The sequence below is a fragment of the Isoalcanivorax indicus genome, from assembly GCF_003259185.1.
Classification (GTDB): Bacteria; Pseudomonadota; Gammaproteobacteria; order Pseudomonadales; family Alcanivoracaceae; genus Isoalcanivorax; species Isoalcanivorax indicus.
Genome location: NZ_QGMP01000003.1, coordinates 42,427 through 67,468, shown reverse-complemented (window position 1 = coordinate 67,468; position 25,042 = coordinate 42,427). Strand labels below are relative to the sequence as shown.

The 25,042-nt window shown below is 62.8% G+C and carries 28 protein-coding genes and 1 tRNA gene; 14 read left to right on the top strand and 15 right to left on the bottom strand.

Annotated elements, in window-relative coordinates; translation table 11 throughout:
- Nucleotides 1-87: 87 nt before the first annotated feature.
- The 3 genes from DKW65_RS13760 (at nt 88) to DKW65_RS13750 (ending at nt 1,548) form a co-directional block, all read left to right on the top strand.
- The gene (locus DKW65_RS13760) at nt 88-480 is read left to right on the top strand and encodes a VOC family protein (protein WP_111658003.1); all 393 of its coding nucleotides are present in this window, start codon (nt 88-90) and stop codon (nt 478-480) included.
- A gap of 68 nt (nt 481-548) precedes the next feature.
- Entirely contained in the window at nt 549-1,037 is a 489-nt protein-coding gene (locus DKW65_RS16175; protein ID WP_111658002.1) for a uracil-DNA glycosylase, read from the top strand.
- Between the two features lie 4 nt (nt 1,038-1,041).
- On the top strand, nt 1,042-1,548 hold the full coding sequence (locus tag DKW65_RS13750) for a GNAT family N-acetyltransferase (RefSeq protein WP_111658001.1): 507 nt from the start codon (nt 1,042-1,044) through the stop codon (nt 1,546-1,548).
- 146 nt (nt 1,549-1,694) lie between these two features.
- Here the strand turns inward: DKW65_RS13750 and DKW65_RS13745 are convergent, their stop codons facing one another.
- From DKW65_RS13745 to DKW65_RS13735, 3 genes are read right to left on the bottom strand one after another with little or no spacing between them, the layout of a single operon-like run.
- Nucleotides 1,695-2,480 (bottom strand): thioesterase family protein, encoded by a 786-nt coding sequence (locus tag DKW65_RS13745; RefSeq protein ID WP_111658000.1) that lies wholly within the window; start codon nt 2,478-2,480, stop codon nt 1,695-1,697.
- The gene (locus tag DKW65_RS13740) at nt 2,477-3,058 is read right to left on the bottom strand and encodes a 2-hydroxychromene-2-carboxylate isomerase (RefSeq protein ID WP_111657999.1); all 582 of its coding nucleotides are present in this window, start codon (nt 3,056-3,058) and stop codon (nt 2,477-2,479) included. The genes DKW65_RS13745 and DKW65_RS13740 overlap by 4 nt, the downstream gene beginning before the upstream one ends.
- Nucleotides 3,059-3,071: 13 nt before the next feature.
- Nucleotides 3,072-3,797 (bottom strand): SDR family oxidoreductase, encoded by a 726-nt coding sequence (locus DKW65_RS13735; protein ID WP_111657998.1) that lies wholly within the window; start codon nt 3,795-3,797, stop codon nt 3,072-3,074.
- Nucleotides 3,798-3,895: 98 nt separating this feature from the next.
- Between DKW65_RS13735 and DKW65_RS13730 the strand changes: the two genes are divergently transcribed.
- A complete protein-coding gene (locus DKW65_RS13730) occupies nt 3,896-4,366 on the top strand; it encodes a winged helix-turn-helix transcriptional regulator (protein ID WP_111657997.1) in 471 nt (156 codons plus the stop codon).
- A gap of 59 nt (nt 4,367-4,425) precedes the next feature.
- Here the strand turns inward: DKW65_RS13730 and DKW65_RS13725 are convergent, their stop codons facing one another.
- A complete protein-coding gene (locus tag DKW65_RS13725) occupies nt 4,426-4,836 on the bottom strand; it encodes an SEL1-like repeat protein (RefSeq protein ID WP_162925877.1) in 411 nt (136 codons plus the stop codon).
- Nucleotides 4,837-4,940: 104 nt separating this feature from the next.
- Between DKW65_RS13725 and DKW65_RS13720 the strand changes: the two genes are divergently transcribed.
- Entirely contained in the window at nt 4,941-5,405 is a 465-nt protein-coding gene (locus DKW65_RS13720; protein WP_111657995.1) for a tRNA (cytidine(34)-2'-O)-methyltransferase, read from the top strand.
- Nucleotides 5,406-5,818: 413 nt separating this feature from the next.
- Here the strand turns inward: DKW65_RS13720 and secB are convergent, their stop codons facing one another.
- From secB to DKW65_RS13705, 3 genes are read right to left on the bottom strand one after another with little or no spacing between them, the layout of a single operon-like run.
- Complete coding sequence (gene secB, locus DKW65_RS13715) at nt 5,819-6,286, bottom strand: protein-export chaperone SecB (protein WP_111658129.1); 468 nt, start codon at nt 6,284-6,286, stop codon at nt 5,819-5,821.
- Between the two features lie 24 nt (nt 6,287-6,310).
- On the bottom strand, nt 6,311-6,568 hold the full coding sequence (gene grxC, locus DKW65_RS13710) for a glutaredoxin 3 (protein ID WP_111657994.1): 258 nt from the start codon (nt 6,566-6,568) through the stop codon (nt 6,311-6,313).
- Nucleotides 6,568-6,981 (bottom strand): rhodanese-like domain-containing protein, encoded by a 414-nt coding sequence (locus DKW65_RS13705; RefSeq protein ID WP_111657993.1) that lies wholly within the window; start codon nt 6,979-6,981, stop codon nt 6,568-6,570. Before DKW65_RS13705 ends, grxC begins: the two co-directional genes overlap by 1 nt.
- Before the next feature lie 121 nt (nt 6,982-7,102).
- On the opposite strand from DKW65_RS13705, the gene DKW65_RS13700 reads away from it, so the two are divergent.
- Genes DKW65_RS13700 through DKW65_RS13690 form a run of 3 tightly spaced genes read left to right on the top strand, consistent with a single transcriptional unit; the run spans nt 7,103 to nt 10,430 of the window.
- Nucleotides 7,103-8,326 (top strand): murein hydrolase activator EnvC family protein, encoded by a 1,224-nt coding sequence (locus DKW65_RS13700; protein WP_111657992.1) that lies wholly within the window; start codon nt 7,103-7,105, stop codon nt 8,324-8,326.
- On the top strand, nt 8,323-9,597 hold the full coding sequence (locus DKW65_RS13695) for a S41 family peptidase (protein ID WP_111657991.1): 1,275 nt from the start codon (nt 8,323-8,325) through the stop codon (nt 9,595-9,597). Before DKW65_RS13700 ends, DKW65_RS13695 begins: the two co-directional genes overlap by 4 nt.
- Nucleotides 9,597-10,430 carry a divergent polysaccharide deacetylase family protein gene (locus tag DKW65_RS13690; RefSeq protein ID WP_111657990.1) on the top strand — a complete coding sequence of 278 codons (834 nt, stop codon included), beginning with the start codon at nt 9,597-9,599 and terminating at the stop codon, nt 10,428-10,430. Before DKW65_RS13695 ends, DKW65_RS13690 begins: the two co-directional genes overlap by 1 nt.
- Here the strand turns inward: DKW65_RS13690 and DKW65_RS13685 are convergent.
- The 5 genes from DKW65_RS13685 to hisB all read right to left on the bottom strand — a co-directional run bounded on the left by DKW65_RS13685 (nt 10,332) and on the right by hisB (nt 14,125).
- Entirely contained in the window at nt 10,332-11,216 is an 885-nt protein-coding gene (locus tag DKW65_RS13685; protein WP_111657989.1) for a bile acid:sodium symporter family protein, read from the bottom strand. The genes DKW65_RS13690 and DKW65_RS13685 overlap by 99 nt on opposite strands.
- A 79-nt stretch (nt 11,217-11,295) precedes the next feature.
- Nucleotides 11,296-12,069, bottom strand: coding sequence for an imidazole glycerol phosphate synthase subunit HisF (gene hisF / locus DKW65_RS13680; RefSeq protein WP_111657988.1), 774 nt, complete (start codon nt 12,067-12,069; stop codon nt 11,296-11,298).
- Between the two features lie 33 nt (nt 12,070-12,102).
- Nucleotides 12,103-12,843, bottom strand: coding sequence for a 1-(5-phosphoribosyl)-5-[(5-phosphoribosylamino)methylideneamino]imidazole-4-carboxamide isomerase (hisA, locus tag DKW65_RS13675; RefSeq protein WP_111657987.1), 741 nt, complete (start codon nt 12,841-12,843; stop codon nt 12,103-12,105).
- Between the two features lie 9 nt (nt 12,844-12,852).
- Nucleotides 12,853-13,515 (bottom strand): imidazole glycerol phosphate synthase subunit HisH, encoded by a 663-nt coding sequence (hisH, locus tag DKW65_RS13670; RefSeq protein WP_111657986.1) that lies wholly within the window; start codon nt 13,513-13,515, stop codon nt 12,853-12,855.
- Nucleotides 13,516-13,522: 7 nt separating this feature from the next.
- Nucleotides 13,523-14,125 carry an imidazoleglycerol-phosphate dehydratase HisB gene (gene hisB / locus DKW65_RS13665; protein WP_111657985.1) on the bottom strand — a complete coding sequence of 201 codons (603 nt, stop codon included), beginning with the start codon at nt 14,123-14,125 and terminating at the stop codon, nt 13,523-13,525.
- Nucleotides 14,126-14,205: 80 nt separating this feature from the next.
- Here hisB and DKW65_RS13660 point away from each other — a divergent pair, with 80 nt between their 5' ends.
- Nucleotides 14,206-14,544, top strand: a complete 339-nt coding sequence (locus DKW65_RS13660) for an acetyl-CoA sensor PanZ family protein (RefSeq protein ID WP_111657984.1) — start codon at nt 14,206-14,208, stop codon at nt 14,542-14,544.
- A gap of 12 nt (nt 14,545-14,556) precedes the next feature.
- On the opposite strand, the gene DKW65_RS13655 is transcribed toward DKW65_RS13660, so the two are convergent.
- A complete protein-coding gene (locus DKW65_RS13655; protein ID WP_111657983.1) occupies nt 14,557-16,488 on the bottom strand; it encodes a sensor histidine kinase in 1,932 nt (643 codons plus the stop codon).
- A 150-nt stretch (nt 16,489-16,638) separates the two neighbouring features.
- On the opposite strand from DKW65_RS13655, the gene DKW65_RS13650 reads away from it, so the two are divergent.
- The 4 genes from DKW65_RS13650 to DKW65_RS13635 all read left to right on the top strand — a co-directional run bounded on the left by DKW65_RS13650 (nt 16,639) and on the right by DKW65_RS13635 (nt 20,368).
- A complete protein-coding gene (locus tag DKW65_RS13650; protein ID WP_111657982.1) occupies nt 16,639-18,837 on the top strand; it encodes an AsmA family protein in 2,199 nt (732 codons plus the stop codon).
- Between the two features lie 7 nt (nt 18,838-18,844).
- Nucleotides 18,845-19,918, top strand: coding sequence for an A/G-specific adenine glycosylase (gene mutY / locus DKW65_RS13645; RefSeq protein WP_111657981.1), 1,074 nt, complete (start codon nt 18,845-18,847; stop codon nt 19,916-19,918).
- A 48-nt stretch (nt 19,919-19,966) separates the two neighbouring features.
- A complete protein-coding gene (locus DKW65_RS13640) occupies nt 19,967-20,239 on the top strand; it encodes an oxidative damage protection protein (RefSeq protein WP_111657980.1) in 273 nt (90 codons plus the stop codon).
- 53 nt (nt 20,240-20,292) lie between these two features.
- Nucleotides 20,293-20,368 (top strand) — tRNA-Phe (locus DKW65_RS13635).
- A 98-nt stretch (nt 20,369-20,466) separates the two neighbouring features.
- Here DKW65_RS13635 and DKW65_RS13630 read toward each other — a convergent pair.
- Nucleotides 20,467-20,886 carry a PRC-barrel domain-containing protein gene (locus DKW65_RS13630; RefSeq protein ID WP_111657979.1) on the bottom strand — a complete coding sequence of 140 codons (420 nt, stop codon included), beginning with the start codon at nt 20,884-20,886 and terminating at the stop codon, nt 20,467-20,469.
- 438 nt (nt 20,887-21,324) lie between these two features.
- Between DKW65_RS13630 and DKW65_RS13625 the strand changes: the two genes are divergently transcribed.
- Nucleotides 21,325-22,536 (top strand): NAD(P)/FAD-dependent oxidoreductase, encoded by a 1,212-nt coding sequence (locus DKW65_RS13625; protein ID WP_111658128.1) that lies wholly within the window; start codon nt 21,325-21,327, stop codon nt 22,534-22,536.
- Between the two features lie 59 nt (nt 22,537-22,595).
- Here the strand turns inward: DKW65_RS13625 and DKW65_RS13620 are convergent, their stop codons facing one another.
- Complete coding sequence (locus tag DKW65_RS13620; RefSeq protein WP_111657978.1) at nt 22,596-24,953, bottom strand: DUF6351 family protein; 2,358 nt, start codon at nt 24,951-24,953, stop codon at nt 22,596-22,598.
- Between the last annotated feature and the right edge of the window lie 89 nt (nt 24,954-25,042).

Here is a 25,042-nt window from a genome sequence, read left to right as displayed (position 1 = left end):
AGGCGTTCGGCGGCACAACATATCGACGCTGAGCGAACCTGCTGCGACTCAACTGGCCAGAAGGCCGAAGACTATGGAGATGTATAGATGTTCAGTCATGTGATGGTCGGCTCGAATGACATTGAGCGCTCAAAGCGCTTCTATGACGCCTTGCTAGGCGTATTTGGGGCGGGAGAACCGCTGCGAGATCAGAACAACACGGGGCAAACGCGCTTGTTCTATCGGCACGATGGTGGGACCTTCTGCGTCAGTGAACCGATTGACGGTGAGTCCGCCACGTTCGCCAATGGCGGCACAATCGGGTTCAAGTGCACCTCGCCAGAGCAGGTACAGCAGTTCCACGACACAGCTGTTGCCCATGGGGGCACTTCGATTGAAGAACCGCCAGGCCTGCGCGAAGGCAAACTCGGCGCCATGCACCTGGCCTATGTGCGCGATCCAGACGGAAATAAGCTTTGTGCGCTTCATCGACCAAAGTGAGTACGTGTAATTGCCCGACTGACCGATTTTGTCGATGATCTCAGGCATAAGGTGGGCCAGAGGCGGCTATTCCGTATTTCGCCCCCTGGGATGGAGGGGTTGGGGCGCGGGCCCTTTTCCTCCTGGAGGCACCTGGGCCCAAGGCGCGTAATTCCGGCTTTGTATCCATGAATAATCCGGACGAAACCGCAAAGCATATTTTCGAGTTGATTCATGACGCTGGAACAGACCGTCGGAGTATCGCAATCTGGAATACAGTCCCTTGGTATATTGGGTCCGGCACAAAAATTCGCCCGGCCAGATCGGCTGATATCGCTTCGGGAGTTGAGTCGCTCGCCAACCTTTTCCAACTGATGCCCAAGCTGCGGTTAGTCGTTTTGGTTGGCGCTAAAGCTCGGAATGCCCGCAAACATATCCAGAGCGTGGCACCACCTCTTGGCCTGCTCTCAAGCCCGCACCCTAGCCCGATGTTTGTGAATCGGCGCCCTGGGAACCGCGAAGCCACTCTGAACAGTTGGCGCACTGTGAGCATGTCGTTAGTCAGGGAAAAAGGTTGAGATTATGAACTCCGTTATACGCGAAGAGTTACCGACTGATGTTGCGGCAATCCATGCCGTAACGATCGCGGCATTTATGAACGCACCACACACCGATCACACGGAGCAGTTCATCGTTGATGCCCTGCGCAAGGCCGGGGCGCTGTTCCTGTCCCTCGTGGCGGAGCAGGCTGGTTCCGTCGTGGGGCATGTCGCAGTGTCGCCGGTAACGGTGTCGGATGGTTCATCGCATTGGTATGGACTGGGCCCTATCTCGGTCATCCCTGAACTTCAGGGTCAGGGCATTGGCAGCCTCCTTATGCAAGAAGCCTTGCAGCGGCTTCGAGATAAGGGGGCGGCGGGGTGCGTCTTGCTGGGTGATCCGGCCTATTACTCACGCTTCGGGTTCAAGGCCATGTCGGAGTTAGTGCTACCGGATGTACCGCCGGAGTACTTCCAGGCCTTGGCATTTCAGCCCCTTTTGCCACGCGGCATCGTTACTTATCATGAATCCTTCAACGCACAGGGCTAACCAGACACTGAAACCGGCGACTCGCCGCTGCTCAGCAATCACTTTCGTACACAGATATTTCTGTTGATGCGAGAGGCGCGGCATGAACCCCTCCTTAACTGTTCAAACGGCCCAGTTGCGGGCCCAGAAGGAGGGGCACAACACGCTCAGGCAAATACCGTAATGGTCTGGCGGCTGAGCGCAACCGTACGGCCTTCCTGATCACAAATGACCGCACGGCTCTGGCCATAGCCCTCGCTGCACTGGTCCGTGGTCACTGCGTATTGCCACAGCGTATCTGCCGGTCTGTTATCCGGCTCCTCCAGCAGTTCCATTGTCCAGGTCAGAGAGCTCGCCGCCGCGGGGCCTTTGAGCATGGGCAATACCGAAGGCGGCCAGGTGTCTACCAGACAGATCAGCGCGGCTGTGGTCATCGCCTTGGGTGTTTCCGCAAAGCGCATGTAGCCGGCAAAATCAGGCTCCTTGCTGCCGCTGTAGGGCGGCATGCCGGCCGCATAGCGCATATCAAAGTGCTGGAGGAAATCTGGCATCATGCCTTGAATAAACGGGAACTTTATGGCCTCGTCGCTGCTTTTCATCGGCCCAAGTCCTGGCGCCTGCACCACAATCGCGGATTCGCGCGCGGCGCCAAAACTGGCCAGCATGACTGCCACCACCTGCTCACCCTGTCGAGCCGTGACCATGGCCTGCATGACCGACTTGCCCTCGCGCAGCACCTCGCCGCTCAACGACACCAGCCCCGGCGCGGCAGGCGCCACAAACGACAACGAAAAGCTGCGCAGGCGACGCCCGGCCGACACGGTCTTTTCAAGATGATCGTAAAGCACCGCAGCAACAAGTCCACCAAACAGTGCGCGACCCTGACCCCAACCTTCAGGAAGTACCGCATTACCCTGGCCATCCACCGTGGCCAGAATGTCATCAAAATTCATAGTGCTTCTTCCACAAAATCCAGCCGGTCCTGGCCGAAGAACATGTCATTGCCCACAAAAAAGGTGGGCGCACCGAAGACGCCGCGTTTCACGGCAGCCTCGGTATTCTCCCGCAGTTGCTGCTTCACGTCATCGGCCTCTGATTTTTCCAGCCAGGCCGCACCGTCAACGCCCGCCTCATTGAGCACCCGGATCAGTTCTTCCGGTTCCGACAGCTTGCAGGGTGTTTTCCACATGGCATCGAACAGCGCCGCAATCACCACGTCCTGGTCCGGCGTTCCTGCCACCGCTGTGGCGATACGCATGGCGCCGAGTGTATTCACCGGAAAGTACGGATTCATGGTCAGCGGTACCTGATAGCGTTTGGCGAAACGCCCCAGATCGCGAAGCATGTACTGGCCCTTGGCGGGCACTGCTGCCGGCGGGCTGTTGCCCGTGGCCTTGAAAATCCCGCCGAGCAATACCGGGCGATACACCAGCTCTGCGCCCCGGCGCGCGCAGATCGCGGGCAATTGCGTCCACGCCAGCCAGGCGGTGGGGCTGCCCACATCAAAAAAGAATTCCACTTGCTTGCTCATGGTGTTTCTCCGTTCAGAAGGTTTCCATCCACGGACGCAGATCGATTTCGTGGCTCCAGGCATCACGCGGTTGCTGATGAAGCATCCAGTAGGCCTCGGCAATATGATCGGGGTTGAGAATGCCGTCTTGCGCTTTCAGCGCATAACGGTCGGGGAAGTTGTCACGGATAAACGCGGTATCAATCGCGCCGTCAATCACCGGATGGGCCACATGAATGCCCTGCGGCCCCAGTTCGCGCGCCATACTCTGGGCCAGTGCCCGCAGGGCAAACTTGGCCCCGGCGAAGGCGGCAAAACCCTTGCCGCCACGCAGCGACGCCGTCGCGCCGGTAAACAGGATCGTGCCCCGCTGGCGTGGCCGCATCACTCGCGCCGCTTCGCGGCCTGTGAGAAATCCGGCAAAGGCGGCCATTTCCCATACTTTGCGATACACCCGGGCGGTGGTGTCGACCACCGGGAAATACACGTTGGCGCCGATATTGAACACCACCACCTCCAGCGGGCCGATTTCCGCCTCGATCGTGGCAAACAGATCCGCCACCTGCTGCTCATCGCGGGCGTCACAGCCGAAACCCCGGGCCTGACCGCCCGCCTGTTCTATGTCGGCCACCAGTGGCATGACCGCATCCTGCGTGCGACGCGCCACACAGGCGACATATCCCTCACGGGCAAAACGTTTTGCGATGGCGCCACCGGTGGCATCCCCGGCACCGATGACCAGCATGGCAGCCTGACTCATGATACCCTCACTTTGATGGGTTCCAATTTGGAACTCAGACTAGGTTCTTTTTTGGAACCCGTCAAGCCGCTATGATGGGGCAACTTCGTGGAGGCGTTATGCGCTGGCAAGATATTGATCAACACCCCTGCTCGGTGGCGCGCACCCTGGCCATCGTCGGCGACAACTGGACGTTGCTGGTGCTACGCGATTGCTTTCTCGGGGTGCGCCGCTTTGATCAGTTCCAGCAACGTCTGGGCGTGACCCGCCATGTGCTCAGCGACCGGCTGCGCAAGCTGCTGGACGGCGGCATTGTGGAAAAAGTGGCCTATCAGCAACGACCACTCAGGGAGGAATACCGGCTGACCGACAAGGGCCGCGCCCTGTATCCGGTCATCGTTCATCTGGCCCAGTGGGGCGACACATACCTGCCCCATCCCCTGGGCGCTCCAGTGACCCGCATCCACACCCACTGCGGTGCAGCACTGGAAGCCACCCTGCAATGCAGTCATTGCGGCGAGGCGGTGGAGGCCAGGGATATCCGCGTGGAAGAAAACCCGCACTGGCTCGGGAAGGTGCTGCCTCGATAAAAGGTGCTGCCTTGATAGACGGTACTACCTCAATCTCAGCCTGAGGCCGCGCGGCAACGTCATACGTCTTCTTCCTGCCACCAGGTCTGGAACAGATGCCGCGAACGTGCCGCCGCTGGCGCATGCCCGGCCCGGGCGGCGCGCTGGCACCAGAACACGCCCTTCACCGGGTCCACCTTGATACCCAGCCCCTCACCGTAGATCGCGCACAATCGCAGGGCCGCCGCTGCCGAGCCGGAATAAGCGGCATAATCAAACTCCACCAGTGACCGCTCTACACGCCCCGACTCGAAGTAACGCCGCCCCTGCTCGTAATCCGCCCGCAAGGCCTCGGGCTCAGCGGCGGCCATCTCGTCGGCCACCTTCATTTCTGCCCGCAGGGCCTCGTCCATCGGCGGCGCCCCGGCACAGGCAGTCAGCACGCCCGCACTCAGCAAGCCTCCACACACCAGGATGGCGCTCTTTTTCATGGTGATGACTCCCTGTCTGGACATGGACTTCCGATGCTAACCGTTTTCGGCGCTGGCCGGGTGAAAGGCTCTCCGCGCGCTGCAAACTCGGGCATAATGCGCCGATGTTGCATATCGCCCTTTACCAGCCGGAAATTCCGCCCAACACGGGCAACATCATGCGTCTGGCCGCCAACACCGGCTGCCAGCTGCATCTGATCGAACCGTTGGGGTTTTCGCTGGATGACAAGCTGCTGCGTCGCGCCGGGCTGGATTACCGGGACCAGGCGACGGTGACGCGGCATGCTGACTGGGAGGCGTTCTCGGTGTGGCGCAATGGCCGCCGGTTGTGGGCGCTGTCCACGAAAGCCTCTCATCACTACGCTCAGGCGCGTTTCGCGGAAGACGACGTGCTGCTGTTCGGGCCAGAAAGCCGCGGGCTGCCGGAGGCGCTGTTCATGAACCGCGATGACGTGCTGCCGCTACGCCTGCCCATGCTGCCGGGCAGCCGCAGCCTGAACCTCTCCAATGCGGTCACGGCCACGGTTTACGAGGCATGGCGGCAGCTGGGGTTTGTTGGCGGTATTTGAAACGGCAGCCAGTGGCTGTGTTGTCCATTCTCGGGAGCTTGGTGGTTGTGGCCATCGGGGGGCGGGTAAGGGTTTTCTGGACACGCCGTGAATACATCCATGTAGGCTCTCGTTCGGCATCCATGCCTCTCGAAGGTCCAGAAAACCCTTACCCGCCCCCCGAGGGCCGTCACGCGCAGCCCGGTCTTTCCGCTAGCAGATGGCCGATGGTGTTGTTCCTCCAGCACGCGCTATCACCACTGAACGTAGAATCTCGCTCCGGCGTTGAGGCGGGGTACGCCCTGGAGGGACATCTTTGGCCAGGGATGGCCAAAGAAAGAGCGCCCAGGGACGGCTTGAGCGGTCCCGGAAGGGCGTACCCCGCCTCAACGCCCCGCTCTGGAGGGGACGAACCCCCGAGACGGGAGAGTCTGTCAGTGAGTCCCTTCAGGCGCGGCTTGCTGTTCCTGGCGACGCTGCTTGGCGTCCAGATACAGCGCATCAAAGTTGATCGGTTGCAGCAGCAACTGCGGGAAGGTACCCCGGCTGACCAGATCGGAAACCAGTTCGCGGGCATACGGGAACAGCAGGTTCGGGCAGTAGGCGCCCAGCAGCTGCTCGCGCTCGTCGCCTTCGATGCCCACCAGCGTGAACACACCCGCCTGCTTGATTTCGACCAGGTAAACCGTCTTCTCTTCACTGGACGCCGTCACCGTCAGGCTCAGCACCACCTCATAGTCCGACTCACTGCCTTCCAGGCGGCGCGCATCCGTGTTCAGCTGCACATTCACCTTGGGCTGCCACTGCTTGCGAAAGATATCCGGCGCGCCCGGCACCTCGAAGGACACATCCTTCGTGTAGATGCGTTGCAGCTGAAACGTACGTTGCGGTGCTTCACTCATCATCAATCCCCAATACTCTTGTCGTCAGTCATTGTTCAGCAGCGGATCGAGCCGACCCGCTCGTTCCAGCGCATACAGCTCATCGCAACCGCCCACATGGGTGTCGCCGATCCAGATTTGCGGCACCGTGTGCCGCCCGGCCCGCGCCATCATTTCGGCACGGCGCGCAGGCTCGGCGCCCACATCAATGTTGGTGTAGGTCGCGCCCTTGCTGTCCAGCAGCCGCAGTGCCCGGACACAGAAGGGGCACCAGCGCGTGGTGTAGAGCAGGACCTCTGCCATCAGCGTACAACAGGCAGGTTGTCGTTGCGCCAGCCCTGGATGCCGCCGCGCATACGATACAGGTCACTGAAGCCATGCTGTTTCAGCGCGCGCCCGGCGATGGACGCATGGCTGCCCATGTTGCACACCAGGATCACCGGCTTGTCCTGGTATCCCTTGAGCTCGCTGACACGGTCGTTGATCTTGCCGTAGGGTACATTGACGCTACCGGCAATGTGGCCCTTGCGGAAATCATCTTCGTCACGCAGGTCCACAATCACGGCGTCCTGCCGGTTGACCATGTTGGTGGCTGCCTGGGGGCTGAGCGGGCGGCTGCCCCGCCGGGACTCGGTGAAGAAGAAGGCGGTCCAGAGCAGGAAAAACGCCGATACCAGGAGGTAGTGGTTGGCGGCAAACTCGAAAATGCGGTCCATATCAGCGTCCGGATGGGTGAAAACGGCGCCCAAGTATAGGCAACCCGGGCCCGATCATCCATGATTCAGCAGCCGGACACCGTCGATCCGGCTCCCCGAATACAGGCACAGCGGTTTTTGCATGCAGGCTTCCTCATCTCTCAGCCCCCCCGATCCCCGTTCCGGCCGCCTCGTCCGCGTACTCGGGTTGCTGTGGCTGCTGTGCGGCGTCGGCCTGCCCGCGCTGGCCACGGCGGAGCAGGCCTCTCCCCAGCAACTGCGCGAGCTGCGCGACCGCATCCAGGCTCTGCAACGCACCCAGCAGCGTGATCTGCGCCGTCAGGACCAGTTGGCCAGTGAGCTGCGTGAGCGCGAGCTGGCCGTCAGCCGTTTGAACCGTGAGATCGAGGGGCTGGAGCGTGACGCCGCCGAGGCCGAGCGCGAGCTGGCGCGGCTGCGAGAGCGCCAGCAGCGCATGACTGCGGAGCAGGCGACGCAGCTCGACTGGCTGGCACGCACCGTGCGCACGGCCTATATGAGCGGCCGTGAGCCCATGCTGAAGCTGCTGCTCAGTCAGCAGGAGCCGGATCAGGTGGCGCGGCTGTTGCGCTATCACGAGTATTTCCAGCGGGCGCGCCATGAGCGGCTCGAAACCCTGCGCGAGGAACTGCGTGCCCTGCTGGCGCTGACCATTGAAGTGGCCGATGCCCGTGAAGCGCTTCAGGCGCGCCGCGATGCGGTCAGCGCCCGACAACAGCGTGCAGAGCAGGCGCGGGCGGAACGCGAGACCGCCCTGGCGCGGCTGAACGAACGGCTCGGCGAACAGGCGGAGCAGCTGGCGCGGCTGCGCGAGGACGAGGCGCGGCTGGACAAGTTGCTGCAGGACATGAACCGGGCGCTCTCCGATATTCCCCCCGATATCGGCGGCAAGCCCTTCGGCGAACTGACCGGACAACTGCCCTGGCCGGTGGAGGGCCGTGTCCGGGTGGCCTTCGGCGCGCGCCGGGATGGCGGGTTGCGCTGGAGTGGCATGCTGCTGGACGCCAGCCCGGGTACGCCGGTGCGCGCCATTCACCCGGGCCGCGTGGTGTACGCCGACTGGCTCAGAGGGTATGGTCTGATCACTATTGTCGACCACGGCGGCGGCTACCTGAGCCTGTATGGCCATAACCAGAGTCTGCTGCGCGATGTCGGCGACTGGGTGGCCCAGGGCGATGTACTGGCCCGGGCCGGGGATTCCGGGGGCATGAACACACAGGGGGTCTACTTCGAGATTCGTCATCGCGGCCAGCCGGTGGACCCGACCCGCTGGTGCAACCGCCGTGTTACACTGCCACCCATCGCCAACCGAGAGACTTCCGGATGAAACGCATGCTTCGCGGCGCTGCGGCCCTCGCCCTCTGCGCCTTCTCTGCCAGCGCCAGCAGCGCCCCATCCCAGCTGGATGACATGGCCACGCTTCAGGACATCCCGGTCAACGAGTTGCGCGTCTTCGCAGAGGTCATGGAGCGTATCCGCGCCGCCTATGTCGAGGATATTGACGACCGCACGCTGCTGGAATCGGCGATTCGCGGCATGCTGCTTGAGCTGGACCCGCACTCCGCCTATCTGACCCCGGAAGACTTCGAAGACCTGCAGGTAACGACGCGCGGCGAGTTCGGCGGGCTGGGCATCGAGATCTCGATGGAAGACGGTTTCGTCAAGGTGGTCACCCCGATCGACGATACCCCGGCCAGCCGCGCAGGGCTTCAGGCCGGGGACACCATCCTGAAGATCGACGATACCTTCGTGAAAGGCCTGAACCTGAACGAGGCGGTGGATATGCTGCGCGGCGAAGTGGGCACCGATGTGGTGCTGTCCATTCTGCGCGAGGGCGACAACACGCCACGCACGCTGACCCTGACCCGTGACCGCATCACCATCCGCAGTGTGCGCAGCGAGATGCTGGAGCCGGGCTACGGCTATCTGCGCATCACCCAGTTCCAGAACAACACCGGGCGCGACGTGCGTCGGCATCTGACCGACCTGAAGGCGGACCATACCCTCAATGGTCTGATTCTGGATCTGCGCAACAACCCCGGCGGCGTCCTCAACGGCGCCATCCAGGTGGCCGATCTGTTTCTTGATGAAGGCCTGATCACCTATACCCAGGGCCGGGCGGAAGACAGCCGGGTCAATTACGGCGCCAGCCGTGGCGATATGCTGGCCGGCATGCCGCTGGTGGTGCTGGTGAACGGCGGCTCGGCCTCGGCATCCGAAATTGTGGCCGGCGCCCTGCAGGACCAGGGCCGCGCCATCATCGTCGGCCGCCGCACCTTCGGCAAAGGCTCGGTGCAGACGGTGCTGCCGCTGCACGAGGAGCGTGCGCTGAAGCTCACCACCGCCAAGTACTACACCCCCTCAGGGCGCTCCATCCAGGCTGACGGCATCGCCCCGGACATCACCGTGAACGTGGCCCGCGTGGAACTGCAGGAAGGCCGTGACAGCGTGCGTGAGGCGGATCTGCCGCGGCACCTGCGCGGCGATGCCGCCGAACCGGAACAGCGCCCCGACAGTCTGGCCACCCGGGACTACGATCTGTATCAGGCGCTGTCCATTCTCAAGGGGATTCACCTGTCTCGGCCGCGCACGCGGTAATGGTCAGGCGGTTCCTTTGCGGCACCGTGCTGCTGCTGTGCAGCAGCCTGCTGCTCGCGGCGCCGCCGGTGCGCATCGCGGTCATCATTGATGACATCGGTTACCACCGGGCACGCGGCCTGGAGGCGCTGAATCTGCCCGGCGAGATCACCGCCGCCGTCATTCCCCGCTCACCGCACGGCCCGGCGCTGGCGCGCACGGCAACCGACATGGGGCGCGAAGTCATCATTCACCTGCCCATGGCGGGCAATGGCCTGACCCTGGACCCGGGCGGCATTCGCCCGGACATGGCACCCGAGGAGATCGCGGCCATTGTCCGTGAAGCCTTCAAGCTGGTGCCGACAGCCCGCGGGCTGAACAATCATATGGGCAGCGTGGCCACCCGCGATGACGAGACCATGCACTGGCTGATGCACGAGCTGGCCAGTCACCAGGCCTTTTTTATCGACAGCCGCACCACGCCGGACACCGTGGCGGAAAGCACCGCGCGGGCACACGGCCTGCGCACCACCGGGCGCGATATCTTTCTGGATAATGAACGGGATCTGCTGGCCATCAACGAGCAGTTCAATGCCCTGCTGCGCATCGCCCGGCGACGGGGCAGCGCCATTGCCATCGGCCACCCCTATCCCGAGACCCTGGAGTATCTGGCTCGGGTGCTGCCCCTGCTGGCAGATGCCGGCGTGGAACTGGTGCCGGTATCCGCCCTGCTGCCCGAGGCAATAATGCAGGCTTCAACCCGCCTCGCTGCGGACCTGCCCGATACCGGTGAGACGGCTGTAACCGATGAGCAGGAAGCCGAACACGAACATCAACAGACCGTACACCGCTGACGGGATCGAGATTTCCGGCGAATCCATCAGACTCAGAGCGATCATCAGCCCGAGGGTGCCGTTCTTGATGCCGATCTCCACGGCCAGGGTAAAGGCCTGCTCCCGTGACAGCCCCATCAACCGCCCCCCGGCCAGCCCGATGGCGATGCCAGCGATATTCAGCACAATGGCTGCGGCCCCGGCCTGACGGAAGAAACCCCAGGCCTCGTCGCCGACACTGACCAGGATGGCGATAATGACCGCCACCAGCACCACCAGCCCGAAAATGCCGACAATACGTTCGGCGCGCGCCGCCAGACCCGGCTGGTAGCGGCGCACCACCATGCCGATGGCTACGGGCACCAGAATGATCACAAACAGGGTAATCACCGTGCGCAACACCGGCAGGCGCAATGTCACGGTTTCGTCGTAATAGACCGACATGGCCCAGTTGACGAACAGCGGCAGGGTGAGAATGGTCACCAGGCTGGCGATCACCGTCAGCACGATGGACAGGGCCACGTCGCCGCGACCGAGGAAGGCAAAGACATTGGACGTGGTGCCACCGGGACAGGCTGCAATCAGTACCAGACCCACCGCCAGGGCGGGAGGCAGGGCCATGGCCGTCGCCACCCCCAACGCCACCAGGGGCATCAGCAACACCTGAGCCAGCGTGCCCACCAGCGTCGCTTTCGGGGCGATGGCCACCTCACGGAAGTCTTTCAGGCCGAGCGTCAGACCCATGCCGATCATGATGAAGAACAGCGAAACCGGCAGCCCGATCTCGATTAGAGGCCCTTGCTCCATAACTCACCCTTTTTTGTTGTAGCGCGCAGGCAGGATACCTGCCGGGGTGAGTGGGCGCCAGAAGGCTTCTGCTGGCGCCTCAGAGGCGCATTTCGATACCGGCGGCGACCATGTACTCCTTCGCCTCGCGGATGCTGTACTCGCCGAAATGGAAGATGCTGGCCGCCAGCACGGCATCCGCGCCCCCTTGAAGCACGCCATCCACCAGGTGCTGAAGGTTGCCAACGCCGCCGGAAGCAATCACCGGCACGGGCACGGCATCACTGATGGCGCGGGTCAGGGCAATATCGAAACCGTTCTTGGTGCCATCGCGGTCCATGCTGGTGAGCAGGATCTCGCCCGCGCCGTAATCGGTCATGCGGCGCGCCCAGGCCACCGCATCCGTGCCGGTGGGCTTGCGGCCGCCATGGGTGAAGATTTCCCAGCGGTTCGGCTCGCTCTCGGCGCTCACTTTCTTGGCATCAATCGCCACCACGATGCACTGGGAACCGAAGCGCTCGGCCGCCGCACGGACGAAATCCGGGTCGCGCACGGCCGCAGAGTTGATGCTGACCTTGTCCGCCCCGGCATTGAGCAGGTTGCGAATATCTTCCAGAGTGCGCACGCCACCGCCCACGGTCAGCGGAATGAACACCTGGCTGGCCATCTGCTCCACGGTATGCAGGGTAGTGTCCCGCTCTTCGTGGCTGGCGGTGATATCGAGAAAGGTAATCTCGTCCGCCCCGGCCTCGTTGTAGCGCCGGGCCACTTCCACCGGATCACCGGCATCGCGGATATCGACGAACTTGACGCCCTTGACGACACGACCCTGGTCCACGTCCAGGCAGGGAATAATGCGTTTGGCGAGACCCATAGTGCACCACCGAAGCTGAAGAAAGGTTGTCGTTCAGGCGTTGATCAATTCGTCGGACAAGGCCTGCCCTGCTGCGAAATCCAGCGTGCCCTCGTAGATCGCGCGGCCGGTAATGGCGCCCTCGATGCCCCGATGAGCCTGACCGCACAGGGCCCGGATATCTTCCAGGTCGGTAATGCCGCCGGACGCGATCACCGGGATACGGATGGCATCGGCCAGCCGCGCCGTGGCCTCCACGTTGACCCCCTGGAGCATGCCGTCACGGCTGATGTCGGTGTAGACAATGGAGCTGACGCCGTCGTCCTGAAAGCGCTGCGCCAGCGCCGTCACCTCGATATCGGTAACATTGGCCCAGCCATCGGTAGCCACCATGCCGTCCTTCGCGTCCAGGCCGACGATGATATGCCCCGGGAAACGCTGGCACATGTCCGTCACAAAGTCCGGTTCACGCACGGCCTTGGTACCGATAATCAGCCACTGCACGCCGGCCGCCAGATACGCTTCGATAATCTCCGGGGTGCGGATACCGCCACCGATCTGGATTGGCAACGACGGAAACGCCGCCGCGATGGCCTTGACGATGTCACCGTTGACCGGCTCGCCCGCAAAGGCGCCGTTCAGATCCACCAGATGCAGGCGACGTGCGCCACGCTCCACCCAGTGAGCCGCCATGGCGACCGGATCATCGGAAAAGACCGTATCGTCTTCCATGCGCCCCTGGCGCAGGCGCACACATTTGCCATCCTTGAGATCAATAGCGGGGATCAGTTGCATCAGTCTTCCTCAGCCCTGTCCGGGCTGCCAGCGCAAAAAGTTGTCGAGCAGCACCAGGCCCGCCGGTGAACTCTTCTCGGGGTGGCACTGCACCGCAAAGATGTTGCCGCGCGCTGCGGCAGCGGCGAAACGCACGCCATAATCACAGCTGCCCGCCACCTGGGCTTCCGGCAGGTCGGCCACGTGGTAGGAGTGCACGAAGTAGAAGCGTGCGTAATCGGGAATGCCCTGCCACAGCGGGTGCACCCCCTCGGCCTGCGGCGTCTGGTGCACCTGATTCCAGCCCATGTGCGGCACCTTCATGCGGCGGCCGAATTCATCGCTCTGGTCACCAAAACGACGCACCACACCGGGGAAAATACCCAGGCAGTCAACGCCCTCGTTTTCCTCACTGTGGCTCATCATCGCCTGCATGCCCACACAGATACCCAGCAACGGGCGGCCCGCCGCCGCGACTTCAAGAATCGCCTGGTCCAGCCCCCGCTCGCGCAACACCGCGATGCAATCACGAATGGCGCCCACGCCGGGGAAGACCACACGATCTGCAGCCACCACGGCCGCCGGATCGCTGGTCACCTGGATACGCTGGCCCGAGGCCACCTTCTCCAGCGCCTTGGCGACGGAATGCAGATTGCCCATGCCGTAATCGATAACGGCTACTGTCTCAGCCATGCTGTTTTCAGCCTTCGGTCAGGGTGCCCTTGGTGGACGGTGTGATATCCGCCATGCGCGGATCAGGCTCGACCGCCATACGCAGCGCACGGCCGAACGCCTTGAACACGGTTTCCGCCTGGTGGTGGGCATTACGCCCGCGCAGGTTGTCGATATGCAGGGTGATCATGGCGTGGTTCACCAGCCCCTGGAAGAATTCGAAGAACAGATCGACATCGAAGTCGCCAATACGACCACGGGTGAAGTCGACGTTCATCTCCAGCCCCGGGCGACCGGACAGATCCACCACCACGCGGGACAGTGCCTCGTCCAGCGGCACATAGGCATGCCCGTAGCGACGCACGCCCTGCTTGCCGCCCCAGGCCTTGGTCAGCGCCTGGCCCAGGGTGATGCCGATGTCTTCCACCGTGTGGTGGGCATCGATATGGAGGTCACCCTTCGCCTTGATATCAAGGTCGATCAGGCCATGACGGGCCACCTGATCCAGCATGTGGTCAAGGAATGGCAGGCCGGTCTCGAAGACACCCTTGCCGGTGCCATCAAGGTTCAGGCTGATCTGGATCTGGGTTTCCAGCGTGTTACGCGCCACACTGGCGGTGCGTTGTTTCATGAATGACCTCCGGTACGCAGGCCGGGTATTATACGGCCCCCCCGGTACAGTAACCAGCAACCCGACCAGCGACCCTGACAATGCCTCTGATAGCCCGCGAACATCGCCCCGACGCCGACTCCATCCACTACTTTGCGCGCGTGCTTGCGGACCAGCCGCAGGTCAGCGCCGAGCTGGCCAGCGCCGCCGACAGGGGGCTCACGGTGATCGAAGGGCATTTCAACGGTCGGCCACTGGCGCTGCTGCTGGCCGCGCCGGCCGCCGCAGGCTGGCAGGTCACGGCGCTGGTGGTGCATCCGGCCAGCCGCCAACGGGGGGTGGGGGCGACACTGCTGCGTGAGGCAAACCGGCTGCTGCCGGGGCTGACCTGGCCCACCGAACTGGCCCCGCTGGCACGCAAGGCGGGCCTGACCGGCTGAACCGCTGCCGATTCACAGCAGCGCCAGGGGCAACCTGATGCATACGGTCAGCCCGGCGCCGCGCCCACTGCTCTCGGCCCAGATTTCCCCGCCCATGTGATCCACCATGACCTTCGCCGTGGGCAGGGACAAGCCGAAGCCGTCGGCCTGATGGCCAGAGCCGACCATGAAGAAAGGCTTGAAGACCCGAACCAGATCGGTCGATTCCAGGCCGCGCCCCTGATCAATGATGCGCAACGTGGCCCGCTGTGAAGCCCGATCGACAACCGCCTCGACGACCACCTCGGCACCGGGCTCGCTGTAACGCACCGCGTTGTCCAGCACCATTCCCAGCACTTCACCCAGTTCGCTTTCACAGGCCACCACCTGCAAGTCCGCAGGAATCCGGTTGACCAGCCGGGTGTCCCGCGCGGCAACTTTCCCGGCGTGCTCACGCTGCCAGGCGTCCACCAGCCACATCGGCTGGCAATGCGACAGCGTCGGCTGGCATTCACGCCGGGCCAGATCGAAATAGCGCAGCGAGGTGCTCACCAGTTGCTGCAAGCGACTCTGCCCTTTCTGCACCATGCGCACCGCATCCGCCAGCTCCGGTGTCAACTGCCCGGGGCGCAGCAGGCTGGCACCCGCCAGCCAGTTCAGCGGCGTGTTCAGTTCATGGCTCAGGTATTCCAGGAACAGTGTCTTGTCATGATCCAGCCGCTCGACCTCGACCACATGGCGCTCAAGAGCCCGCCGCGCCTCTTCCGCCATGGCGTCACGCTCGGCCTGCAACAGCTTGATCCGGTCGCCCAGCGCCAGCGACATCAGGATGATGGCCCAGGCGCCACCAAAATGTGGCGCGTAATTGGTCACCACCAGGTGGGGCAGGATGCCGAGGTTCATCAGCGCGAAAACACCGCAGCCCCCGAGAAAGAAGAACCAGGCCAGCACATACAGACGCGCCGCCTGGTAGCCCCGCCGCCAGGTTCGCCAACTGACTACCGTAAGCGCCGGCACGATCAGCAGCACCAGGAACACAATCAGGTGGTAAGACAACGGCGGCGGAATAATGACCGACAGCAGCGTCATCAGCAGGGTGAGATACAGCAGATAGCGCAACACCCTGTCCTGTCTCGGCCAGCGTTCATCCAGCGCCAGGAAACGACGCGAGAACTGGATGACCGCCGCCATGGTAATCCCCATCAGCAACGGGAAATACTCATTGATCACCGGCGTATTCGGCCACAGGTACTGCAACCCCAGGCCGTTGATGTTGAGAAAACTCAGGGCGAAGCCCGCGATGAACACCAGATAGTGCAGGTAGGCCGTGTCACGCACGGTGAAGAACAGCAGCAGGTTGTACAGCAGCATGGCCACCACGCCACCCAGAAACAGCCCGAAGATCAGCTGCTCGCGGTAGGTGCGCTCCACCAGTCCACGCGAGGACGACAGGCGCAGATCAATATGCAAGGCACCCAGCCCGTGCACTTTCATATAATAGGTGTGCGGCCCCTCCAGCGCCGGATCCAGCGGGAACACGAACTCCCTGACCCGCATGACCCGCTCATCGAACGGCAGCACATCCCCCATATGGTGCACACTGAAGCCCCCTGCACCGTCGGGCTCGTAAAGGTACATGTGATCGACAATGGGGTGGCGCTGAATCAGAAACCAGCTGCGATCGCGCACCTGATCCAGATCCAGCGTCATACGCAGCCAGATCACCGACCGGGTAAAACCAAAACTGGGATTGGTGCTCTGACTGCGCTCGAAACGCCCGGCAAAGGTCGTACTGACGTCTTCGATTCCCCAGCGCCCTTCCGGGTCCACCAGCACGTCCACATGGCGACCGATGCTCAGTTCCTGCTCACCCGGGGCCGGCATGATGACCGCCGCCACAGCAGGCAGGGCGCCGAACAGCAGCAGGACGGCCAGCGCAGCGCGGAGCAGGAACTTTCGCAACACAACTTCCCCTAAAAAAACGCAACACCCATGATTTGTCACCGGACACTGCACAGCGGTGCCCGGCAGGCTGCTATACTCGGCCAAGCTGCCCGGGGCCTCTCGCCTGAGCCCCCGGTTTCCGTGCCACCAGCAAGCAAGGAGAGCCTCAACATGGCCCGCGCCGCCCGCATCGCCCTGTACGTCCTGATCGGTCTGTTTGCGCTACTGGCAATCACCGTGTTTGTCATTACCCGGTTGATCGACCCGAACAGCTTCAAACCCCAGATTACCGAACTGGCCCGCGAGCATGCCAATATCGCGCTGGATATCCAGGGCGACCTTGGCTGGACCTTCTGGCCCTCACTGGGCGTCAGCATCGGTCGTACGGAAGCACGCGTTGGCGACGATGAGGAGCTGTTTGCCGCCATTGAAGATGCGCGCCTCGGCGTCGCGGTATGGCCCCTGCTGTTCCGGCGCGTGGAAATGGACGCCATTACCCTGGACGGCCTGGAACTGAACCTTATTGAAACAGAAGAGGGCGGTAACTGGGAACGTATCGGCGCAACAGAAACTGCACCCGACGATGATGTCACCGTGACATCACCGGAGCAGGACGAAGAGGCTGCGGCCCTTGATATTCCGGTGAAAATCCCGCTGGTCAGCATCTCGAACAGCCGCCTGCGCTATCGCAATCTGGTGGACGGCACCGACATTACTGTCGAACACCTCAATGTGCGGGCGCAGGATGTGCAGCTGAACGAACCCTTCCCGGTCAGCGCCTCATTGCGCTACCAGGACCAGGACGACATCCGCATCGACCTGCAGGTCGAAACCGTGCTCGGCCTGGATCTGGACAACAACGTCTACACCCTCGACCCGATGCGCCTGGACACCTCCATTGGCGGCGTGACCGCCAACCCCATCCAGATTCGCGTGGATAATCGTATCGAAGCCGCGCTGGATGAAGGCCGCATCAGCATCCGCGATCTGGTGCTGGACGCCGCCGGGATTCGTACCCGGGGTGAGCTGGAGATCACCGGGCTGGATGACGCCCTGATGCTGCGCGGCCAGCTCGACACCGAACCCTTTGCCGCCAACGACGCCTTGCGCGCCATTGGCGAGGCACCGATCGAAACCAGCGACGCCAATGCCCTGCGCCGCATCGGCTTTTCCGCCACCCTGTCCGGCCCGGCCAACAGCGTGATGCTGGACCCGCTGACGATCACACTGGATGACAGCAGCATCACCGGCAAGGCAGGCATCACCGATCTCGACACCCTGGCGATGATGTTCGACCTGGCGCTGGACCGCATCAACGTGGACGGTTATCTGCCCCCCGCCGAGGAGGTCGCCGAGGACGACAGCGAGAGCGCTGCGGCCAGACCGCTGTCGGAAGACCCGATCCTGCCTCTGGAAGCGCTGCGTGAACTGACCCTGACCGGCAAGCTGGTCATCGGCCAGATGGCCATGATGGGCCTGGATGCCCGCGACGTGCAGGTGGACGTGAGCGCCGCCGACGGCCTGCTGCGCCTGAACCGCGCGGAAGGCAAGACGCTGGAGGGCAGCTTCCGCGCCGACGCCAGCCTGGACGCCCGCACCGACAACCCGGTCATGACGTTCAACAGTACCGTCAGCACCGTGCAGATTCACCCGATCCTGCAGGCCCTGATGGGGGACGACCTGTTCCGTGGCCTGTTCGACATGAATGCCGAGTTCCGCACCACCGGCAACAGCGAGAAAGCCCTGTTCGAGAACGCCACCGGCAACATGACCCTGGGCCTGACCGATGCACTGGTGCGCGGCGTGAACCTGCACAACACCCTGACCAGCGGCATCAATGACATGCTCGGCAACCATCAGGCCCTGGCCCGCTTCATTCCTGGCGTCGAGGACGGCCGTCTGCCGCGTGAATTGCGCGAGGACACCGAAATCCTTGATCTCGACAGTCGCATCCGCCTGGCCGACATGGTGGCCACGGTAGAGCGCCTGAACGCCGATCTGGACCGTGGCGCCAACATCAACGGCAACGGCTGGCTGAACATCCATAACAACGATTTCGACTTCACCCTGCGCATGAAGGCGCCCGAAATCAGTAGCCAGCCGCGCATCAGCGAACGCGAGTGGCCGATACGCTGCGCCGGCAACCTGGCCGGCAGCCCGGCACGCTGGTGCCTGCCCAGCACCCAGGCCTTCCGCGATGCCGGGCGTGAGCTGGTGGCCCGTCTGGCCAGCGACCAGCTCGGCGTGGACCGTGAGCGGATTCAGGAAGAGCGCGACCGCGCCGAAGAACGGGTGCGCGAAGAAACCGACCGCGCTGAAGAGCGGGTACGCGACCGCGCCCGCGAACAACTGGACCGCCTGCGCCGCTGAGGCCCTGATGCCCGACTGGACACCCGCGCAGTTCCGCCGTGCCGTGCTGGCCTGGTATGACCGGCACGGCCGCAAGGACCTGCCCTGGCAACAGGGCATCACCCCGTATCGCGTCTGGGTCTCGGAGATCATGCTCCAGCAGACCCAGGTCACCACGGTGATCCCTTACTTCGAGCGCTTCATGAAGCGCTTCCCCGACGTCGCGGCCCTGGCCAGGGCGCCCGTGGATGACGTGCTGCATCTGTGGACCGGATTGGGCTACTACGCCCGCGCCCGCAACCTGCACCGCGCCGCACAACAGGTGGTCGCGGAACATGGCGGCATCTTCCCCCGGGATATCGACGCGCTGACCGCCCTGCCCGGCATCGGCCGCTCCACCGCAGGCGCCATTGCCAGCATCAGCATGGAGCTGCGCGCGCCGATTCTGGATGGCAACGTGAAACGGGTGCTGACCCGCTTCTTCGCCATCAGCGGCTGGCCCGGCGAGCGCGCCGTGGAACAGCGCCTGTGGGCCGAAGCCGAGCGCCTGACGCCGCGCAGCCGCCTGCGCGACTATACCCAGGTGATGATGGATCTCGGTGCCACCGTGTGCAGCCGCCGTAAACCGGACTGTCCGGCCTGCCCGTTAAGCAACGGCTGCCAGGCCCATGCCGACGGCAATCCCCAGGCCTACCCGACCTCGAAACCGAAAAAGACCCAGCCGGTCCGCAGCACCATGATGCTGCTGGCCCGCGACGCGCAGCAGCGCATCCTGCTGATACAGCGCCCGCCGAGCGGCTTGTGGGGCGGCCTCTGGTGCTTTCCCGAGTGCCAGGATCACGACGTGGACGCCGCGCTCGCGCCCCACGGTCTGCAGGCCACCGGCGCCGAGCGGCTGCCCGGCTTCCGCCATACCTTCAGCCACTTTCATCTGGATATCGCGCCGGTGCTGGTGGATACCCGCCCTGGTCCGGGCCAGGTCGCCGAAGGGCCTGCCAGCCGCTGGATCAATCCGGCCCGCCCGGGCCGGCTGGGTCTGGCCGCGCCGGTCAAGCGCCTGCTCGACCAGCTTGGTCAGCCCCGTCAGCTCAGCGTGCTATGATGCGCGCCATCGATCCGGCCACCCACGACCACAGGAGCCGCCACGAACATGAGCCGCACTGTCATCTGCCGAAAGTATCAGGAAACACTGGAAGGCCTGGAGCGCCCGCCCTTTCCCGGCCCGGCCGGGCAGGCGATCTATGAGCAGGTTTCGAAGAAAGCCTGGCAGGAGTGGCTGGCCCAGCAGACCATGCTGATCAACGAGAAGCACCTGAACGTGATGGACCCGGCCACGAAAACCTATCTCGATGCCCAGCGTGAACGTTTTCTGGACAACCAGCCGTTCGACCGTGCCGAGGGGTACGTGCCGCCCTCAGACTGATCAGACCGGCCTTGACGGGGCCGGGGCGAATCGCTTTAATAGCGCCCTCTTTTGCCCGGATAGCTCAGTTGGTAGAGCAGAGGATTGAAAATCCTCGTGTCGGTGGTTCGATTCCGCCTCCGGGCACCATATTCATGCTGGCCTGACCTGCAGGCGCGGCATACAGAAAAGGGGGCACAAGCTAATGTGCCCCCTTTTTTTATGCCTGATCGGTTGCCCGAATCAGATCAGTTGCGCTTGTGCTCCGGCGCATTCTTCAGTGCTTCCTCACTGAGCTCGACGTAGAAGACCAGGTCGCCGTCTTCCTTGGCGTGCTGAAGCTGATTCCAGTTCAGACTGACCTTGCGTCCGCCAAGGCCCAGAGTGGTGCCCGTAGAGACCACTACCCCGACGATACGGCCATCCTTGCCGATAACCAGATCCTTCACGTCACCGATGTCATCGCCCGATGCGCGGTTCTTCACGTCGGCGCCGATCACGTCATCGGCATAAAGCGCCCCGGCCGGTGTACGGGTCATGAACTGCTCGCCAGACTGACGGTCAGCATTTCTCTGCGTGCTGTCGCGGTCCTGTGCAATGGCGGCCGAGCCCAGCGCGAACAGCGGCACAATGGCAGCGGACAGGATCACTGTCGTTAACTTTTTCATAATCAAACTCCTCAGTTACACGGCGGTCTGCCGGACCCTCTCGGGTCTTTGGTTCAGTTCCCGGGTTCGCGGGAAATCCATTTCATATTGCGCACAAGCCAACAGATCCTCCGTACGCCAACGAACACACTGCACCGCTTTCGCGGCAAAACACGCATGATTTTACTTATGGCCCCTTGTAGCCCGATGTCGCGGGAGAAGTGGCGCGGCACCTCCGGTTGGTCAGCGCGCTGGAGCCTGGCTGTGTCGTTTCCCCTGCCGGTGGTGCCATGGCGCTGTCGTGGACCTTGGCGGCGACGAACGCATCGCTTGCCCGGAGCGGTCTGTTCGATAACGCACACTGGTTACCTGTGATCCGTGTGACAACGCACTGACGCGATGCGCACCCCAGCGTGATGCTGTCAGGTAATCCATGACATGATGCATCAGGAGCCGTCGGTGGACTTGAAAAGCGGGTATCCGTTCTGGGCCGTCAAGAATGGCCTCATGCATGCCTTCCCTCCGCTTGACGCCGACATACGCTGCGATGTCGCAGTAGTCGGTGCGGGCATTACCGGCGCGCTGATCGCTGACGAACTGGCTGGCCACGGCCATGATGTCGTCGTACTCGATCAGCGCGATGTCTGTTGGGGCAGCACGTCCGCCAGTACCGCCTTGTTGCAGTATGAAAACGACACCCATGCGACTGATCTCGTCAGGCGCTACGACCAGGACACCGCGCTGCTGGCGTATCAATCCAGCCTGGAGGCCATCAGCAGCATTGGGGAGATCGCCAACGCGATCGGCGATGTCGACTTCGATACCTGCGACAGCCTGTACTACGCCAGCCGTCGCAAGGATCGCACCGACCTGGAGGACGAATTTGCCTGGCGGCAGAAACACGGCTTTCCGGTACGCTGGCTGAATCGGGGGACGCTCAAGGACGAATATCAATTGAAGGCACCCGCCGCGATCCTCAGCACGGTAGCCGCCCGGGTAGACCCGTACCGCCTCGCTTCACGCCTGCTGCACAGGATGCAGAAACAGGGCGCGCGCGTGTTCGATCGCACGCAGGTCGCCTCGATCAAGGCGACCGCCCATTCAGTTCAGCTGACCACCGACAACGGCATGCTGGTCAAGGCCCAATACGCCGTGATGGCCAGTGGCTACGAATCGCAACGCTGGTTGCGTCAGCGTGTCGCCAGAAATCTCAGCAGCTACGCCTACATCACTGACCCCATTGATCCGGTCGAGCTGGGCTGGCTGGCCAACACATTGCTGTGGGAGTCCGCCCGCCCCTACCTGTACCTGCGCAGCACGGGCGATGGCAGGTTGCTGGCAGGCGGTGAGGACGACGACCATGACATCCCGGCGCGCCGGGACCGCTCCGTCGATCGCAAGGCCGCGACACTGCAGCGCAAGGTCTCCCGGCTGTTCCCTCATCTCAAGGCACAGGCCGCATTTGCCTGGGCAGGCACCTTTGCCGAAACGCGCGACGGCCTGCCGTTGTTCGGCCCCCATCCGGAACAGGGTCCACGCGTGCTGTTTGCGCTGGCTTATGGCGGTAACGGCATCACCTACAGCATGCTGGGTGCCGGACTGCTGCGAGCACAGATCGAGCATCGCGCGCACCCACTGACGGCGTTGTTTTCCTTTAGCAGGCTGGACTGAGACTAAAGACCCGACGGGCGAGGCGCCCATCGGGTCAGCAGGATCAGGCCGCCCCGGGCTCAGGGCCGCCCGACATCCAGCTGGCTGTAATCACAGACGCCATCGGGGAAGATGGCCTCCAGGCGAGTGATCTCTTCCGCGCTCGGCGCCCAGTCTCCGTAGGTGCCATCCGCCAGCGCGGTTTGCACCGGCTTCAGGGCACACTTGAAGAAGTCGCCCTGGATCGGCGCGCCGGCGACGATACGCGAGGTGGTGTAGATCGGGAAGGTGGCCGTGCAGGCGCCTTCCGCCTCGCCGTCCAGAATACCGTTCCAGACCGTCTCGTCGGCGGCGATCAGTTGGCCGTGATTGTCGAAGCAGCTGTCTACTGCCGCAGCGGGTTTGTTCTCGGCCACCGACAGCTCAGGGTTTTCACGGATATTGGTCATCCATTCATCGATGACGGCCAGCGCCATCGGCGTCTGGTCAAAGGCATTGTTTTCCACACCGCGCGCATCGGTAAACCAGATCACCTGATTGTCGTGATGCCCGACGGCATCGAGCATGCGCTGCCGGAGGGCAAAGGACTGATGCACATTGTGCATATCCAGCACCTCTTCCAGATAAGGGCGCCAGTCGATCAACGGAATATCCGCGTGCCCCTGGAACACCATGCCCGACTCGTAGGCCGCATTCATGGCCAGTATGTCGCCTTCCGTTCGCGGCGCGGGGGTATCGCCGGCGCTCAGGTTCATATTGCGACGACTCCACGGGTCAAAGTGGGACGGATTCGACTGCACGTCCCCGATGCTGCCAATGAAGGGGAAGCCTTCCTGCACCATTTCAGAGGGATGTTTCCAGCCGCCCACTTTCGCATTCAGATCAAGAAATTCCTCGCCGGTGATATGCCCATCCAGCAACGCCTGCAAACCATACTGCACACCCACATTATCGAACAGCGAGCGGGCATGCCCGGTGTCATCGCGGCCATAGATATTCACCAGGTCATCAGTATGGGTCCAGTGAACATTGTCCATGATAGAAGAAGGCTGCATCTTCTGTTGCTCGCGCACGCTGCCAAAATGCGGGTTCAGCGCCAGCGGCGTCAGGCCACGCCAGGACTCGATGCATTCGGTGGAGCCGGGCGCGATACCGTAATTCGTGCCGGCCATATCATTGAGCATCTGTTTGGCCGCTGCCATGGGGTCGGGCACATTGTCCGTGGCGTGCAGGCCGACCAGCCAGGAGCGGTGCGCCGTGGTATGCCATTTTTCATTATCGGCATCGGTCACATCCATATAATGTTCCAGCAGTTCACAATCGCCGATATGAATGGTCTGCGTCACCATGTCCGTATAGGCCTGCACCGGCACGCCAGCATCAATCAGGCCCGGTGCATTCTGCGCATACATGTATTGCTGGATACCGCCGCCGGAAGCCCCCAACCCCACCGTATACAGCGGCGCGCCATAGCGCTTGATGAAGTGCTCCTTCACCATCAGTGCGGTTTCTGCGCCCAGTTCCAGATTGTAATGTTCGCCGGTGCGATTGCCGGTGGAGTAGGCGATGGCATAGCCCAGCCCCAGCACTTCCGGATGCAGCGCACGCCGATCGCGATCCACCCGGCCCTGGCTATGACCAATCCCCACGCCGCCCTGGAAACGATAGAGCAGACGGCCATTCCACAGATCCGTGTCCAGCGCGCCGGGATTTTCATTGGCTTCATCCAGCGTCGCCAGCATGGCGTAGCTGTAGATAAAGCGATTGATGGTGCCACGCTCCCAACGCACGATGAAGTCGACTTCCCGACCATCCATCAGCGTCGTCATCGCCAGATTCGCAGGACGCGAACCGTCCAGAGGCAAGAGCGCATAGCTGTTGCCGGTAGTGCGGTACCAGTATTCGACATAAGGCTCGATAGAACAGTCACGGCTGTAACCGATCACGTTGTCTTCGTCGTCCAGGACCGGGAAGCCTTCGGTAGCGCCATCGTCCACCAGCGGCTGAATGCCCAGCTCATGCACCGTCATGCAGACAAACGGATACTGCTGTGGCCCGGAAAACATTGGCCCGGTGATGGGGTGATTCACCAGCGTCTGGTCCGCGAGCACACCGAATTGCGGATGCACCACCTCCAGCTGGTTGTCGCCAGGAGCAAGACCCTCGACCAGGCCTTCGAGCATGCCGTCGCCCGGCACCAGCACCTGCATCGTGGTTGACTCACCATTGAGTCGCAATGTCAGCGCCGACAACACGGCGTCATCGCCATGCAGGCCGATGCGCACATCGCCACCGCTGACCTGATCCGGCGCACTGGAAATGATATCCAGCGTCACGGAAGGCGCGATGTCACGCGACGATCCCGAACTGCCGCCACAACCCACCAACATTGCCATACTCATGGCGGCCAGCACGCCGCCGGCTGCATATCGTTTCATGGTCCACTCCTCGATTGTTGTTATCTCGCAAGACCACTACACGTTAGGAAAGCCCCGAGGCCAGCGAAAGGTACAGTTGCGGTTAAACC